Source organism: Achromobacter anxifer, assembly GCF_903652925.1.
GTDB classification, from domain to species: domain Bacteria; phylum Pseudomonadota; class Gammaproteobacteria; order Burkholderiales; family Burkholderiaceae_B; genus Achromobacter; species Achromobacter anxifer.
Window position 1 is genome coordinate 110,718 of record NZ_CAHLAR010000005.1, and the last position, 15,895, is coordinate 126,612.

Annotated in this window: 13 protein-coding genes; 12 read left to right on the forward strand and 1 reads right to left on the reverse strand. The window is 62.0% G+C overall.

The genetic code is table 11. The annotated features are described in order from the left end of the window. Positions 1-47: 47 nt before the first annotated feature. The 3 genes from recD2 to HWY37_RS17100 all read left to right on the forward strand — a co-directional run bounded on the left by recD2 (position 48) and on the right by HWY37_RS17100 (position 3,622). Positions 48-2,456 (forward strand): SF1B family DNA helicase RecD2, encoded by a 2,409-nt coding sequence (gene recD2, locus HWY37_RS17090; RefSeq protein ID WP_176089227.1) that lies wholly within the window; start codon positions 48-50, stop codon positions 2,454-2,456. 175 nt (positions 2,457-2,631) lie between these two features. Then, the gene (locus tag HWY37_RS17095) at positions 2,632-3,243 is read left to right on the forward strand and encodes a hypothetical protein (protein ID WP_176089228.1); all 612 of its coding nucleotides are present in this window, start codon (positions 2,632-2,634) and stop codon (positions 3,241-3,243) included. Positions 3,244-3,292: 49 nt separating this feature from the next. After that, a complete protein-coding gene (locus HWY37_RS17100) occupies positions 3,293-3,622 on the forward strand; it encodes a hypothetical protein (protein ID WP_176089229.1) in 330 nt (109 codons plus the stop codon). A 30-nt stretch (positions 3,623-3,652) separates the two neighbouring features. Here HWY37_RS17100 and HWY37_RS17105 read toward each other — a convergent pair whose 3' ends face one another. Further along, entirely contained in the window at positions 3,653-6,079 is a 2,427-nt protein-coding gene (locus HWY37_RS17105) for a helicase C-terminal domain-containing protein (protein ID WP_176089230.1), read from the reverse strand. Between the two features lie 178 nt (positions 6,080-6,257). On the opposite strand from HWY37_RS17105, the gene HWY37_RS17110 reads away from it, so the two are divergent. The 9 genes from HWY37_RS17110 to HWY37_RS17150 all read left to right on the forward strand — a co-directional run bounded on the left by HWY37_RS17110 (position 6,258) and on the right by HWY37_RS17150 (position 15,818). Beyond that, a complete protein-coding gene (locus HWY37_RS17110) occupies positions 6,258-7,511 on the forward strand; it encodes a hypothetical protein (protein ID WP_176089231.1) in 1,254 nt (417 codons plus the stop codon). Between the two features lie 72 nt (positions 7,512-7,583). Further along, complete coding sequence (gene traA / locus HWY37_RS17115) at positions 7,584-7,958, forward strand: TraA family conjugative transfer protein (RefSeq protein ID WP_176089232.1); 375 nt, start codon at positions 7,584-7,586, stop codon at positions 7,956-7,958. Positions 7,959-8,035: 77 nt separating this feature from the next. Then, complete coding sequence (locus tag HWY37_RS17120; protein WP_176089233.1) at positions 8,036-8,344, forward strand: type IV conjugative transfer system protein TraL; 309 nt, start codon at positions 8,036-8,038, stop codon at positions 8,342-8,344. A 90-nt stretch (positions 8,345-8,434) separates the two neighbouring features. Further along, on the forward strand, positions 8,435-9,070 hold the full coding sequence (locus HWY37_RS17125; protein ID WP_176089234.1) for a TraE/TraK family type IV conjugative transfer system protein: 636 nt from the start codon (positions 8,435-8,437) through the stop codon (positions 9,068-9,070). A gap of 39 nt (positions 9,071-9,109) precedes the next feature. Then, a complete protein-coding gene (locus tag HWY37_RS17130; RefSeq protein WP_176089235.1) occupies positions 9,110-10,246 on the forward strand; it encodes a TraK domain-containing protein in 1,137 nt (378 codons plus the stop codon). Further along, on the forward strand, positions 10,246-11,610 hold the full coding sequence (locus tag HWY37_RS17135; RefSeq protein ID WP_176089236.1) for a TrbI/VirB10 family protein: 1,365 nt from the start codon (positions 10,246-10,248) through the stop codon (positions 11,608-11,610). The genes HWY37_RS17130 and HWY37_RS17135 overlap by 1 nt, the downstream gene beginning before the upstream one ends. An 8-nt stretch (positions 11,611-11,618) precedes the next feature. Beyond that, positions 11,619-12,041, forward strand: coding sequence for a disulfide isomerase DsbC N-terminal domain-containing protein (locus HWY37_RS17140; RefSeq protein WP_176089237.1), 423 nt, complete (start codon positions 11,619-11,621; stop codon positions 12,039-12,041). A 62-nt stretch (positions 12,042-12,103) separates the two neighbouring features. Beyond that, complete coding sequence (locus HWY37_RS17145; protein WP_176089238.1) at positions 12,104-12,910, forward strand: hypothetical protein; 807 nt, start codon at positions 12,104-12,106, stop codon at positions 12,908-12,910. A 52-nt stretch (positions 12,911-12,962) separates the two neighbouring features. Next, positions 12,963-15,818, forward strand: a complete 2,856-nt coding sequence (locus HWY37_RS17150; RefSeq protein ID WP_176089239.1) for a TraC family protein — start codon at positions 12,963-12,965, stop codon at positions 15,816-15,818. Positions 15,819-15,895: the final 77 nt, after the last annotated feature.

Consider the following 15,895-nt stretch of genomic DNA (forward strand, 5'->3'; position numbering starts at 1 on the left):
CCATTAGTAATCCGTCAACCACATCCGCAAAAGGAGTAGAGGAAATCATGGCTACAACTGCAACCACTGAACAATACACATTTCAAGTCCAACACATCCTTTTCGCAAAGGATGGCTTCCACATCGTGCGTACTGCAAGCGGCGATTCCGTGAAGGGCAAGTTCCTCGCGAAAGTCGGCTACTTTTACCGCGGCGATGGCAAATGGGAAGAGAACGAGCGGTATGGCCCCTCGTTCGTCCTCGAGTCGGCGGTGGCCATAACCCCGCCGGATCCGGCTTCGCTGGGTCGCTTTCTCGTGATTGCCATGAAAGGCAAGGGAGTGGGCGACGGCGTCATAGGCGCCTTGGTCTCTGCGTGCAAGGAGGACGGCCTCAATCTGGAAGAGATGCTGGACAAGAACAAGCGGGCAGAACTCGTCGACTGCGTCGGTACCCGGAACGCGAAGAAGGTCGATCTGCTCCTGGCGGAATGGCCGAACATCAAGCCGGCTGCGGACCTGATCTCGCCCCTGCTCGGTTACGGACTGTCACCTGCGCAAGCAGACCAGCTCGTGGCCCTGTACGGCAAGAACGCCATCGAACGTGTCGAGAGCGACCCCTACGGGTTGATCGTGACGCTGGACGGGGTTTCGTTTTTGACCGCCGACAAGATCGCCATGAAGGTGGGACGCGTGACCAAGAAGGATCCGATCCGTCTTCGCGCTGCGCTGTCGACCGGGATTCGCGATGCTACGGTGAATGGCGATGTTGGTGTGCGCCGCAAGACGCTCATCGACAAGACCATGCCGCTGGTGAACGAGTCCATCGTCGAAAACAACCGCCGCAAGTTGGCGCCCGGCGTCACGCCGGAGATCTCGCAAGAGATGTTGCTCGAGATGATCGAAGAGATGGTCAAGGGCACCGGCAAGCCGTGCAGCTTCTCCCGGGCACTGATCGAGGCAGAAGACGAAAAGGGCGAGTTGGTCGTCTGGTATCGCCCCTTGGTGGAAGCCGAGGAGTTGATCGCCGAGCGCCTGGCGGCGTTCAATACGGCACCTCGCCCCGACCTGGTCCCGCTGGTGTCTGTGAAGGCGCTCGAGCTGGGCTATGCGCTCGAGCCGGAGCAACAACTTGCGGTGGAAACCGCGTTGATGCACCCCGTGTCCATCGTTACTGGTGGTCCGGGTACCGGCAAGAGCTACCTGCTGAAGGTGCTGCTGAAGACCTTTGACGCCGCAGGCGCGAAGGTCATGGTGTCGCCCGGTATCGCGAGTAGCATGGTGAGTGCAGGTTTGCGCGGGTTCCAAGTTGCTCCAACGGGCAAGGCGGCGAAGCGTATCTCCGAAGCGACTGGCCGTGAGGCCAAGACGGTGCACTCACTGATCGGCTTCTCTGGTGGAAAGCTCTGTGCTTTCGATCAGGATTGCCCGCTGCCGGCGAAGTACCTGGTGGTTGACGAAGCCTCGATGATGGACACGGAGTTGATGGCCGCATTGCTCAACGCATGCGACAACGACTGCCGAATCATCATTGTGGGTGACGTGGATCAGCTGCCGTCTGTGGGCCCTGGCCAAGTGCTGCGCGACATGATCCGTTCGGGTCTGATCGCAGTCACGAGGCTGACCAAGGCGCGTCGCTTCAGCGGTGGTATCGCTGAAGCGGCCAGCAAGGTCAGGGTCGGTGTGGTTCCTGAGTCGACTGCGGACGGACAGTTCACGTTCGTCGACACGGAAACACCCGCTCAGGCGCTCATCGAGGCGGTCAAGGATCTGCTGGCAAAGAAGGTGAATCCGGATGACATCCAGATTCTCGCTCCCACGCACAAGGGCGATGCCGGTTGCGTTTCGCTGAACCAGGCGATGCAGGCCTTGCTGAATCCGGAGTCCTCCGGACTTCCGAAGACCTTGCAGCGTCTGCGCCGCGACGACGGTGACATCCGCATCAATGACCGCGTCATTCAAACCAAGAATGACAAGGAACTCAAGATCGTCAACGGCGACGTTGGCTACATCGAGAGCATTGATTCGGCCACTGGCAAGACGCAGTTGGGCCTGCCCGACCGCGACAAGCCGGTGCTCATGGAGAAGAGTCAGACCAACAACCTGAAGCTGGCGTACGCGATCACGGTGCACAAGAGTCAAGGAGCTGAAGCTCCCTACATTCTGCTGGCACTGGACCCGCAAGCGACTTTCATGCTCACACGGGCTCTGGTCTATACCGGCATCACCCGCGGAAAGGTCAAGGTCATGGTGTTCTCGTCGTTCACGACCTTCACGCGTGCCGTCCGCAAGGGCGAGCCGGCTGAAGGCAGCCGCCGGACGTCGTTGTTGCCCAAGCTCCAGGCTGCATTTGCGGCCGTGGGCAAGGGTCCGATCCCGACCTCCACAGCTGCACCGGCATCCGCCATCAAGGAAAGCGTTAGCCCCGCGGCAGCAGCAATGCTGTTCGATGGTGTTGAAGAGGACGTTCCCTTTTAACTGAGAACCATTCTCAACAAGCTCAATCCGGCCACCTCGTTGTGGTCGGATTTTTTTCGCCCAACGCCAGTACGTGCGAGCCAGCGTGTTCGAAGGGATCCGCCTGTTCGCGAGAGATCGCACCGCCTCATGACGGCTTTCCTATACGAAGGCAGGACAAACATAGGAGGACTACATGGCTCACAGCTTCAATTTGAGAGATTTCAACGTAGTGCGTTTGCGCGCGCGCCTGGGTTTGACGAGAGCGCCTGCTATTGGCCGCGGATCATTTAGCGCCGTGTTCGCACATCCGGATGCGTCGCGTAACACCGTGATCAAGCTGACCAGTGACCCGGCCGGCTACTGCTATCTCGGGGAAGGGGCGCGGGCCTACCACCTCTCTGATTTCGACTGCTTTCCGAAAGTGGTTGATTCTTTCGACGAGCTCAACGCTGAGCTCATCGACGGCGAATCGCCGCTGCGGGTGGTCGAGCTCGAGCGCTTGGCAATCGCTGGGCGCGCCGCACGCCCGGAGAGCAGGTTGCTCTTCGTGTACGCGGCGCGAACCTTTCCACACCTGTTACCAACGACCGTCACCGATGCGGACAAAGCGTTTGTGACGCGTATGGAGAAAGAGCGCCCTGAGCTTTGCGCGGAACTGGAGGAATTCGGGACCAAGCTGAGTACCTTCTGCGCTGACTACAACTACCGCATTGACGGCCTGGCCAGGGGCAACACTATGCGGCGCGGAGATCAGCTGGTCTTCAATGACCCTGTCTACTGCCCGGATACGCTGAAGCGGATCTGAACGCAGACTCGCCGCAACTACAATTGATTTACTCAAGAAGGGAACCATCATGGGATTTCGAACGACTGTCCTGCTGTACAACGACTACATGGGCGATTGGTCAAAGTGTCCGGACTTGGGGCAGATGATTGCCCGTGCGGCTAACGTTGCGGTTGGCGGCGCTGGCGACAAGGACGGTGCTCGCCTGGAGAACTTTGGCGCCGTCGTAGAATGCGCGCATGCGGACACTCAGACGATCGCTGTCCTCGACAGCTATCGATTCTCGCCCTTGGCCCACAGCATGTGGCGCCAGAACGAGTCGAATGCTGATCGCGATGTGCGATTGCTTAAGGAAGCCGCCGACAAGCTCGGTTATCGCTTGGTCGCAAAGTCCAAGTGACTCAAGGCCCTCCGTTTTGGAGGGCCTTTTTCATGGAAAGGGGATGTCGGAGTCCTGATCATCTTCACTCACCGAGCACAGGCGCAGCGGCGCGCGCGGCTCGACTGAGGGCTTTGCCTCGGGAACGGTCGGCGCCGGATGCGGCGGCACCAGGCTCAAGCGGCGAGCCGGCTTCGATTCTCGCGCGCCCTTGCCTGCGGGCAGCGCCGGCGAGATACCCCGGGCCGCCAGCATTTCGAAGTACCCACGCAGCTTAGGGCCGCGCGAGAAGGAGGGCAGAGCGGAGTAGGCGGTCAAAGCATAACGTTTCGTCCAGAGGCGCTTGTCCAGGACCGTAATCACGCCATGATCCGCTTCCCGGCGAATGAGCCGGCCTGTGGATTGGATGAGCATGATAAGCATGTCAGCCAGGTACGCTTGTTCGAACCAATCCTTGCCCAGGGCGTCGCGGCGAGCCTCCTCCACGGGGTCTCCAGGGACTGCGAACGGGAGGCGGGTGATCACCACGTGGCCGCAGTTGTTGCCAGGAAGGTCCAACCCTTCCGCCATGGAGTCCAGGCCGGCGAGAATCGAGCGCTCTCCGCGGGCAATACGGGCCTTGTGTTCCGCCACGAGCTCAGGCACCGGGCGCCGATCTTGCGTCAACATGACGGCTGCCATGTCGTCAGGCAAAGCGCGGGTGACCCGTCGCATGGCTTCGCGCGACGTGAAAAGGACCAGCATTCCCGGGGACACATCCTGGCGGAACAGCAGCTCAAGCTTGCGCACCAACTCCTTCTCGTGCGCAGGATCGCCGGGTACGGTTTCCATTTCTGGCTGGTGCAGATAGCCGCGCGAGTAGTCGAACACGGCCGGCAGCGCCTTCGTCACCGCATGCCCTGGCAAGCCAGACTTATCGCGGAAGCGATCGAAAGAGCCTGCGATCTGAAGGGTTGCGGACACCAGCACCGTCGTGATGTCCTTGCTCCACAGCAGTTCCGTCAGGACGTCGCGACCTTCCAGTGGCTGAGTGTGCAGGGCGAGCGAACCGTCAGACTTACGGCTGACCCAGCGGACCAGCTTGTCACTGGAGCAGAACAGCTCAAACCCCGAGAACAGCTCCTTGGCATGACGCTGAAAGCTATGCGTCATCGCCAGCATCCGGATGGCGAACGTCTTCTCGGCGCCGACGGCCTCCTCCGCGAATTCGGTGAAGGCCTTTGACGTCGTCTGGAGCGCGCTATGGATTTTCAGGGCTTGCGCACCTACGAAAAGCGTTTGCTCAAGCAGCTCCCGTTCTGGTTCCTTCAGGCCCCAGCTGAACAATCCGCTTTCATTGAACTCAATAGTGCCCAGCACCGCAGCCAGCCCGTCGAGGTCCGCGATCAGCGTCGCGGCGCCGACACTGAAGACGTCCATGCCAAAGTCGGTAGCGCGAGACATTGCCTTGGCGATCCTGGGTGTGTTCAGGCAGGTTTCGCCATAGGTTTCCAGCTTACGCAGCCAGTCAGTCTCTGACAGCCGAGCCAGAGCCATCTTTTTCGAGACGGCCTTTTCCGGCAGGTTATGCGCCTCGTCGAAGATGAGCGCGTACGACTTCGGAGGCAGAACCGTGTTGGACTGCTCTTCCGAGCGCTGCGTGAGATCCGCTAGGACGATATCGTGGTTGGCAATGATCAACTGAGCCGTCGCCAATCGCTGACGGGACGCCATGTAGGGGCAAGACTCGAAGTGTTCGCATGCACGGTTCACGCAGGTGTCGCTGCTGGCGCCGCAGGCGGAAGCCCAGCACTCGGGAATGGTGCCAGTCCAGGAATCCTTGTCCCCATCCCACTCCTTCGTGCGCCAGGCCCTCAGCATGTCCAGTGCAATCGGCACGCCGGCATCCGCGACCTGCTTCTCGCCATCAAACATATCGAACTGGTTGTCCTGAGCCTTCTTGTCCTCCAGCAGCGCAGCGGTGCGCGGGCAGAAGTAACGTCCGCGACCCTTGGCCACGGCCACCTTGCGAGAATCCAGCAAGCCGGCCGTCTCCAGGCGTGGAATGTCGTCATTCAGGATTTGCTCTTGCAGGCCCACCGTAGCCGTGGCCACCACGATTGGCTTGAAGTTCGCCATGCGCGCTTGCGCCGCGAGAGCGCCAGCCAGGTAACCCAGTGTCTTGCCCGTGCCAGTTGGCGCCTCGACGCAGCTGATGCCCCCGCTTAGCACGGTGCTCTCCACTATCTGAGCCAACTCCAGCTGCGAGGCGCGCGGCGACAGCCCGAAGGCACTCGTCAGGGCGGCAAAGATCTGAGTGACGGAGGGGAGGATCAACGAAGGCGCTCCTGTGGCAGAAGCGGGGAGAGTGGCTGGCAGCGTCATGGTGGTAAAGAAGAAAACCGCCAGCGATAAGTCGTAGGCAGTCTTGGGGATTCGTTGTTCGACGGTTGCCGTGAACTGTTCAGAAATTATCGCATAGTTCACCTCGGAAGACAACTTTCGGCAACCTAGAAAGTATAGAGCTTGGCTACCGACGGCCATGGAAGCCAGCGGCTACCAGGTGGCATATCAACCCTTTGCAGCTATACGTTTGGCAATTGTCCGATCAAGGCGGCGAGTCAGAGCTCGGCCACCCGTCGGACCTGGTTCTTCCGGCATATAGCAAAGGTATGACATGCTCAATTCGTCCATGCGCTCCGCGCGTGTTCACCCCGCCACGTCCGACGCTCGGCGTGGCCATTCGGCTTCCCAGGAGCGCCCACGGTGGCGCGCGGGGCCCATTGCACTGGCGCTTGGCGTAACGCTGGGAGCGCTAGCAGGCACAGCCAGCGCCCAGCAGAACGACGTCTATCCGCCACCTCCGCTCTTTTCAGGGCAGAGCCATCGGGAGCTGACGGCTGCCGGCGCTGTTCCGCAGGCGCCGGCGAGCACTCCGACTGCCGCCGCCCCCCGCGGCGCGCTGGATCCGGCCATCCAGGCAATGGTGGAGGGCAAGGCCCCCCAGGATGCGGCACAGCTCACGCTGAAGGGATCGCCTGGGCGTGAGGAGGTGCCCTGGCTTCTGCGCGGCGAGAATCGTCCCTGGACTCTGATGTTCACGCCATCCAATCCACTGGGCACGCTGTACCTCTCGCCGCCCTCCGCTCGCGAGGCCAAGCTCATGCTGCCGGGTATGGCGGCCGATGCAGCGAACCGGGCCCGCTTCACCGTCAACAAATACATCACGGATTCCATTGGCATCTCGGCCCAGGCCCGGGCCCGGCAGCTGGAGACGCTGAATCGCTGGATTGAAAACAGCAACCAGCAAGCCGCCCGCGCGAAGGATGACGACTGGGAGAAGTACCAATTCAGCGTGGAATCTCGCCGCGAGATCGAAGCCTACCGCGAGAAGGTCGTCGGGCAGGCTGCGCCCGACCTCAGTCTCATGCAGCGCGAGATCCAGCGCGCAGTCGAAGAATTGTCTCCGCTTCTCGAGGTCATGCCGAACTACGAGCTGCAAATGGCCTGGTACAACGTGCTGGTCCAGCTGAAGGAAGGCTTCTCGCTATACCAAGCCCAGGTCCAGCGCGCGGACCAGACCCTTCTCGCCACCATCGACGCGTACCTCGACGCCAACCCCTATGCGGCGCGCCCCGCAGGCCCCGTGCCGCAGCAGGGCGGCGAGGGAATCCACAGCGCCCCAGCAGCCAAATCGAACCTTTCCGCTCCCACCCTCACGCCGTCCCTCGCGGAATCTGCCCGAGATGCCGTGCGGGAACCCGCTCCAGCGCCTGATGCGCCGGCCGCACGCGAACAGCCGCAAAGCATTATCCCCGGCCTCAGTGTGTTCGGACTCATGGTCCTGGTGGGGCTCTTCGTCATTTTCAAGATTCGCCGCAGGGCGCGCCGGAGCGGCGGGAAGGGAGCTGCGCCAACACCCACAGCCTGAAACAGAGAATTTTTCGCGTGTATCACAAAACATGCGGTTACGCAACGCTATACGTTTTCAGGCACTAGCGAAATGACCGCAGGCCTGTCATTTTCCAACGAAGGGTTTTTTTCCATGGTTTCCACACAATCGACTTCCCTCATCAAGCCTTCGAAGCTGAAGGCGTTTTCCGCTCGTGCCTCGGTTGCGGCGATGGGCTTGGCCATGTCCGGAGCGGCGATGGCCAACAGCTCCGACAACACGTTCTCGAATTTCCGGGACATGGTCGTCGACTGGGCTCAGGGTCCCCTGGGCACCGGCTTGGCCGTGACCATGATGCTGATCGGCGCTGGCATGGGCGTGGCCCGCAACAGCCCGATGCCCGCCCTGTCCGGCATCGCAGGCGCTGCGTTCCTGAACTGGGGTCCCGGCATCATCACGAAGCTCCTGCCTGGCGCGCTGATCTAAGGCGCTGGCCGAGCGAGTGAATACGCCGCCGTAGGGCGGCGTATTCACTCGCTGCTCAACTACCTCAAGGATTGCACATGAGCGGACAGCGCAGCGAACGAGCGATTCGCAAAATTCCCCTTACCGCCGATAACGCCGTTCCGATTCTCTTCTGGGAGCCGGTCGACTTCATTGCCGGGCTCTCCATCTTCGGGATGGGCGTGGCGCTGAACATGTTCGTGTTCGGCGCCCTCGGCTGTGCGGTGACGCTGACAATCGCCTCCAAGCTTCGCAAGGGTGCCAAGCGGGGAGCCGCCCAGCACTGGCTGTGGGCGATGGGCCTGAACATCGATAAGGGTCTCGGACGAATGAAGCTCAAAGCGTGGGACAACGACTTCATTCCGTGAACGTAGTCTAAACGCACGTTCTTCGTTATACTAACGCAGCCTGTCTATTCAAAGCAGGATGCACGTTGTTTCGCCCTCCGGGTCGTCAAGATGAAAACTCCCTCTACTTACCCTGATTTTCTGGCCAACCTCTTTCAGAGCGCGAAAGCGTGGCGGTCTGTCGCCCTGATCATGATCGGAGTCTTCATCGCTCAGTCGATGATGATGATCCACATGGCCTCGCAACGCACCGTGGTGCTGATCCCTCAAGGCTTGCCTGCCAGCAAGGCCGGCATCTCGATCAACCTTGGCGAGCCCTTCACCCCGGAATACATCACGGCGCTGGCCAAGGGAGACGCTTACGCGCTGCTGAGCTGGACGCCCGAGACCATTGAAGCGCAGTACAGCCTGTTCCTCAGCCGCCTGACGCCAGCGCAGTACGACGCCAAGAAGGGTGACCTTCTCGCTGAAGCGAAAGCCCACAAGGAAGAGGGCCTGACGCAGTCGTTCTACAGCTCCCGCACCTTCGTCAACGGCGGCGAAGTAACGCTCCACGGGATCCTCGTGCGCTCCATGGGTGGCAAGGAAGTTTTCCGTGGCCCAGCCGCCTACTCGTTCGCCTACTCCGCCGATGGCAGCGGCATGTTGAACATCACCAGCGTTCATCAGCCCTCTGAGGAAGAGTACCGCGCGATCGAGAGCGCAAGCAGGGGCAAGCCTGGCACCAAGCCTGCCAGCGCCCAGTAACCAGGAACACCTCCGATTTATAGAGACAGTAGGATCACCATGCACCTGAAAGTCAACCGCCTCCTCGCCGCTTTGCTGGCAGCCGGTGTCACGGCTGCCTATGCCCAGCCCGTCGTGCCTCCTCCCAAGCCGGCTGGCGCAGCAATGCCCGCGCCCACGCAGCAACCAGCCAACACACCGGCCGCAGCCGCTACGCAGGTTGCCCCTGCCGTCCTGCCACCCGCTACGACCTCGAGCCTGAACCCAGCTGCGTCAGCCCCTGCCGCGCCGTCGGAGAGCTTCTTTCCCGGGGACCTGATCGACATCGCGCTGCCCTCGGCCCCCAAGCCCGAGCCGGCGCGTGTGCTGACGCCCCAGGCACCGAAAGCAGCCGCGCCTACGGCGTCCGCAAAGTCGTCCAAAGCGACCGACGACAAGAAGGGCAAGCCCGAAAAGGAAGCAGTCGCCGAGAAGCCCAAGAAGCCCCTCGACCCGTTCTCCGGACTGGTTGGCACCCCTGTGTCTGATTCGCAGCTCAACCGCTTCGTGTTTCCCGAGCCGATCGAGGGCGTCTACTTCCAGGAAGGCGCGCCGCTGCCCGAGTGCCCGGCCGACGCGGCGCCTCAGGATCCCTGCAAGCCTGTGTTCCTCAACGGCAAGCGAATGATGCTCCTGCAAATGCGCGCAGGCGCGAAGGGGCCCGTGCAGATGCTGACCCACCTGCATTCCGGCCGCATCGTTACGCTGAACCTGATGCCGTCCCCCGGCCCTGGCGCCATCATCCGTGTCGACGGTGCGGAAGACGGTGCTTCCGATGCCCGTTTGGCGAAGGCTACGTCGCCTGCGGGCGCCGCCCAGGGAGCAGGCGGTATGACCGCCTCAGAGCAAAACGTCGAGCTGTTGTCGCGGATTGCGCGCGGCGACCTTCCTGCTGGATTCGAGCCGGTGAACGTCAGCGGACGCCCGGTTCGTTTCGAGCTGTTCGACGTCATCCAGATGGCCAGCTGGGATAACGAAGCAGGGCTGCGCGCGCACATGTTCCAGATCGTGGCCCATACCGCAACTCCGGTCGCCATCAGTCCCGCGCTATTCCGGCATGAAACGGTCCAGGCACTCGCCCTTGACCGAGAAACAATCACGAATGCCGAACCGGCGATTCTCTTTATGCTCGAGCGCGTTGAAGGGGAGGCCCAGTAATGGCGGGACCAGATTTCTCCTCGTCCAACAAGGACATCTCGGTTACGACCGGGACAAAGAAGCGCAGCTTCAAGCCCAATGAGCTGGTTGCGGGCATGACGAAAGACACCAAGAAGCGGTGGCTGATCGTCATGGGCGGCATTGCAGGCGGCCTCACGCTGATGACCATGTTCATGAGCGGCAATTCGACCACGACGAACAAGCCAGCGAAGCCGAACAGCTCGGTGGTTGAAACCTCGCCCAAGGGCCTGTCGAGCCAGAAGGACTGGCGTGCTCAGACCGGCGCCGAAGTCGCAGCGCTCAAGCGCGAGATCGCGAATGCACGCGCAGCACAAGAAGAAACCAATGCGCATCTGGCTGCCCTGAAGAAGCAGCTCGAGCAGCGCCCGGCCAACACGCCGGCTGCGCAGAATGCCGAGCCCCGCGTGAGTCTGAATCTGCCGCCACCGCCCACGCCACCTCGCAGCCTCACACCTGTGCCATCGCAAGCCACTGTGCAGGCACCACCTGCGTCCGCGCCGATGACGCCGCCCCCGGCCGCCACCGTCGCCTCAACGCCTGATGCCCCCGCCAAGGCGCCAGGGCGCTCGCCCGCGCGATCCTTCGTCCCTCCGACGGTTCAAGCGCAGGCTTCGGCCACCGACCCCACTACCACGGAAGACCTCGTCCCGAATGAACGCAAGGGCTTCCTGCCTGGTGGCAGTTTCTCGAACGCCACACTGATTTCGGGCGTGGAGGCTTTCACGGGCGGCACCGCGCAATCGCAACCCCAGCCCATGGTGGTACGGCTCGATTCCAACGCTGTGTTGCCGAATGCAGCCAACTATCAGATCAAGGGCTGCCACGTATTGGTCTCCGCCTGGGGGGATATGAGCTCCGAGCGCGTCTACGCGCGTCTGGCAACGCTGACCTGCGTAGACGCCAAGAACCGTCTCGTGCTGTCTGAAGAGGTCGAGGGTGTTCTGGTTGATTCTGACGGAAAGAACGGTATCCGCGGAACCTTGCAAGACCGCCAGGGCGCCAAGCTGGCTCGTTCGCTGCTGGCTGGCTTCGCAGAAGGTGTGTCTTCGGCCTTCGGCCAGGCACAGTCGACCGTGACGAACACGGCGCTGGGCTCCACCAGCGCGATCCTGGGCAAAAACATTCCCAAAGCGGGCGCCTACCAGGGTGCCGCTACCGCAGCGGAGCAGCTGGCGGACTTCTACTTGAAGCAGGCGGAGTCGACGATGCCCGTCATCGCTGTCGACGCCGGCCGCAAGGTTTCCGTGCTGTTCACGAAGTCCAAGGCGCTGAAGTTCGAGACAACCGACTCGTACCGTACCACGCCGAAGGAAAAGCTCCGCGTCGAAAGGAAGGTTGATTGATTATGCCCATGCTCCCGGTCGATCTTCCCCCCGCAGACGTGCACAACGCCGCCCTCAAGCCGATGGCGGCACTTTCCGCGCAGGCCGTGCCTGAGTGCCGCTTGCTCACTCAGGAGGAGGCAGGAATCGCGTTCCAGCGCCTGCGCCAAAGCCTCCCGAGCACAGCCTTTGACAATGCCAAGCCGTCGCAGATTTGCGGCCTGGTCCGGGTTCAGATGGCCAGCGGCAAGGTGGTCTACACCGATGCCACCGGCCGCTTCCTCCTCCTCACGTTCGCACTGGACACCCACCGCGGCTCGCCGGCCGACAACAGCGAGGAGCTCCAGCAAGCCATCGAAGACCGCTCTGGCTATCCAGACCAAGCAGTTCCAGGCTTGACGCCGCCCCCGCCTGTTGAAGATGACGCCCAGCGGCAATCACTGATGCGCTGACGCCATCGCAAAAAAGCCCATTTATCGCTATACGTTGACTCGCGAATAAGGACCTACCGCACATGTCGTACAACATCTACGCCCGTCAGCTGAAACTGGCTGGCATCTTGGCCGGGCTGGCGACGCTGAGCGCTTGCTCCAGCATCGGCTATCGCTGCCCCCTGGACCCAACGGATTCCCCGGACGAGGTGACCGCCTGCGCGAGCATGTCGGACGCCATGGCGGGCGCCAAACGCGGGACCGGCAACAAGACTTCGGTTCTGATGGACGAGAAGGGCCGTCTGATTCCGCCCGAGCTGCTGTCCAAGACGCCGGTGCGCCCCCTGCCCGACCAGGCTAAGGGACCATTTCGAGAAAAGACCGGCTCGCCAGCCTTCATCCCGCCCAAGGTGTTCCAGGTCTACACCGAGAGCTTCCAGGACGCGAACGGCAATCTGCACGATGGCCACCATTCCTATTTCTCCACGCCGGGGCGCTGGGCCTACGGCACGATGGATCGAAGCACCAACGTTGGCGCGAACATGATGGGGCCAACGCGGCCGTCTGATCGCCCCGAAGGTCGCATCCTGACCGTCGATCCACGCACGGGCTTGGCCGTGAATCCGCAGCAGGGTGGGCAGCAAACCCGCGCGACGCCGCCCAGTGCCGCCGCCCAGGCCGCTGCTGTCAACACCGCAGCCGGCGCCTCCCAGGCGATGAGCAATCAGCAGCGCGAGCGTGCGGCGCTCCAGAACCTTTCCAACGCGGCCAACAGTGCCGCCGCAAACGCCAACGCCGCCAATCGCCAGATTCAGGCACAAGGCCAACCAAGCTGGCCCGGTTCCGCTCCGGGCGTGACCGCTCCGGCTGTGCAGCTGGGAAGCAACTAAGCATCCAGACAGCCCGGCCAAAAGCCGGGCTTCAAGCAAGAAAAGGTTTTTCATGAGTGATGTGAATAACGCGGCTGACCGTATTGAACCTCAGCTCCAGGCTGAGGCTACCGCGGCGGCGCTGGTGCAAGCGCCGATGGATGTGGATCCCTCCGTCCGCCAAACCGTCAAGCGCAGCAACATCCTGGACTGGGTCCAAACTGCGCGTGACGAGGAAACCAACGCCTCGCGTGTCTCGCGGGTGCTCGACGGCCTGGTGAGCAAGGCAACGAACTGGCTGCGTCCTCAGCCTCCTGGCGATCTGCCGATTCCTACTCAGCTTGCGCAGGCGTTGGCCGAGCGTGTCTCGTTCCACGAATGGCTGGGATATCGCGACTTCGACGACGAGAACAAGCTGATCTACCTGACCTCAGCCGACACGTTCCGCGTGGGGTTCATGTTGGGTTTCGCGCCGCTGCTGGTCGCAGGCACGGATATCGAGAGCCAGCTCGAGGCCGTGCTGATCAACTGCCCGCCAGAAACCGTGGTGCAGGTCGGTGTGCTGTCGTCAAGCCAGACGCAGCACACGCTGGATGCCTGGCTCCACGCCCGGTTGCACCAGAACCGCCACGCCAACCTGGCTGAGCTGGCGCTGCGCCGGGCTGAATTCTTCACCGCAGCATCCCAGCACGACGGATCCCTGACCTACGGCGGCACCAACTTCCAGCCCCGCAAGTTCTTCTACTACATCTCGGTGTCTCTGCCTTTCAACGGCGCGCCGGACGACGAAAACGCGATGGAAATCTTCCTGAAGGGCGTTCTCGGCCTGCGCGCTACGCTGGAAGGTGGTTTGAAGGGCGCCTCGATTCAAAGCCAGGTGCTGGACCGTCCCGCGTTCGAGATGCTCATGAATGAGCTCCTGAATGCACAGCTCACCCCGGAGCAACGCCGCGAACGCGCCAATTCGGGCATGCCGCTGCCAGGTTGCCTGGTCGAGCGCGACGCTCGCATTTCGGTCAATCCCGATGGCACGATCCTGTTCTCCTCGCAAAAGGATGGCGCGAGCGACATCGTGGCTACGGTCCTGACGATGGACGCTCCTCCTGTCGAGGGCTGGCTGCCAAACACATCGAAGCTGCTGGGCCACCCACTTTCCCGCGACGACCGCATCAATTGCCCGTTCTGGATGCACACGACCATCGTGGTGCAGCACGCCGAAAAGGCCAAGGACCGCATCACCATGAAGTTGGGCTCGCTCAACAAGCAGATGATGTCCGAGAGCCCCTGGTATCGGTCGATGATGGGCCACCTGTACACGCAGAAAGATGAGCTGGACGGGCTGATGGAAGCGGCTCGTCACGGGCATGCACCGATGCGCGTCTGGTCTGGTGTGGTGCTCTACAACGCGCCTGAGCGCTCCAAGCGCGAAACCGAGTACGTGGCCAACCTGTGGCGTAAGGCGGGCTTCCGCTGCTCGCCTGAGCGCTACATCTCCCTGCCGGTCTTCCTCGCAGGCCTGCCTCTGATGTACGACCCAGCGACGGACCAGCCCGGTCGTGGCTTGCAACGCGCCAACAGCGTCAATTCCTTCAATGCTGCGACCCTGATGCACGTGCAGGGCGACTGGAATGGCAGCGCTCCGCACCGCGGCGGCCCACTCCTGATTTCGCGGCGTGGGCAGTTGGCCTCGATCGACCTGTTCGACTCCTCGACGAACTACAACTTCGTCGTCATCGCTCAGTCGGGCTCTGGCAAGTCGTTCTTCGCCAACGAGATCGCCGGCGACCTCCTGTCGCGAAACGGAATGGTGCGCATCTTCGACGTGGGCCGCTCCTACAAGCGCTTCGCGCAGGAGAACAAAGGAACGGTTCTCGAATTCAGCGCCGATCATCCAGTGTCGCTCAACCCGTTCTCTGGCATCACAAAGCACGCGGACCTTTTCGAGCTGATGCCGATGCTCAAGTCGCTGATCCGGCAGATGACCTATCCGCTGACAGACGATGAACGCTTCGAAGCCGAGTACAACTGGCAGTACGCTGCCATTGAAAAGGCGATCACGGCGGCCTGGGAAGATGCGCGCGAAAACACCGGCCTCAAGGACGTCTACCTCTGGATGGACGACCAGGACGATCCCCGCTACAAGGACCTGGCGTTCCAGCTGCACTCCTACGCGGTGGGGCGCTACGCGGCCTGGTTCAACGGTCCGCGTCAGGTTCAGCTCGACAACGACCTGATCATCGTAGAGCTGGAAGACCTCGAGGTCGACCCCGACCTCCAGGCCGTAGTCATGACCCTGATGATCCACCAGATCACCAAGGACATGTACCTCTCGGACCCCGAGCGCAAGCGTCCCAAGCTGCTGATGGTTGACGAAGGCTGGCGCCTGCTGGGCGACAAGCAATCCGGCGGCTTCATCGCCAAGGCCTTCCGTACCGTGCGTAAGTACCGCGGCAGTGCCGGCGCGATCACGCAGTCCTACTCGGACTTCGCGGCTTCCGACGCGGCCCGCGCCGCGCTGGAAAACGCCACCTGGAGTTTCGTGCTCAAGCAGAAGCCCGAGTCGATCGACCTGGCCGTCAGCAAGAAGTGGATCCCCGAGGACGAAACGCTCATCGGGATGCTCAAGACCGTCAACTCCGACGGCGCTCAGGGCTTTTCTGAGATCTTCGTGCGCGGAGAGGGCGGTCAAGGGGTATACCGGTTCGTCACTGACCGGCACTCGTACTGGATGTACACGACCAACCCGACCGACCTCGAACGGCTGGCCGCTACCCAGCGGGCACACCAGTGCGATCTGATCGCAGCAGTCGATATCCTGGCCCGCGAGGACTACATCCAGCGCCGCCATTCCTTCCGCCCCAAGGAAGGGAGCCTGCTTCGCGATCTCATTGAGAACCAGGAACAAGCCGCACTGGCCGAAGCCGCCTGACGCTGTCGCCGATAACTCAAACGCCTCGTCTACGAGGCGTTTGACACGTTTTGCATTATACTACCCCTCAAAAGTCA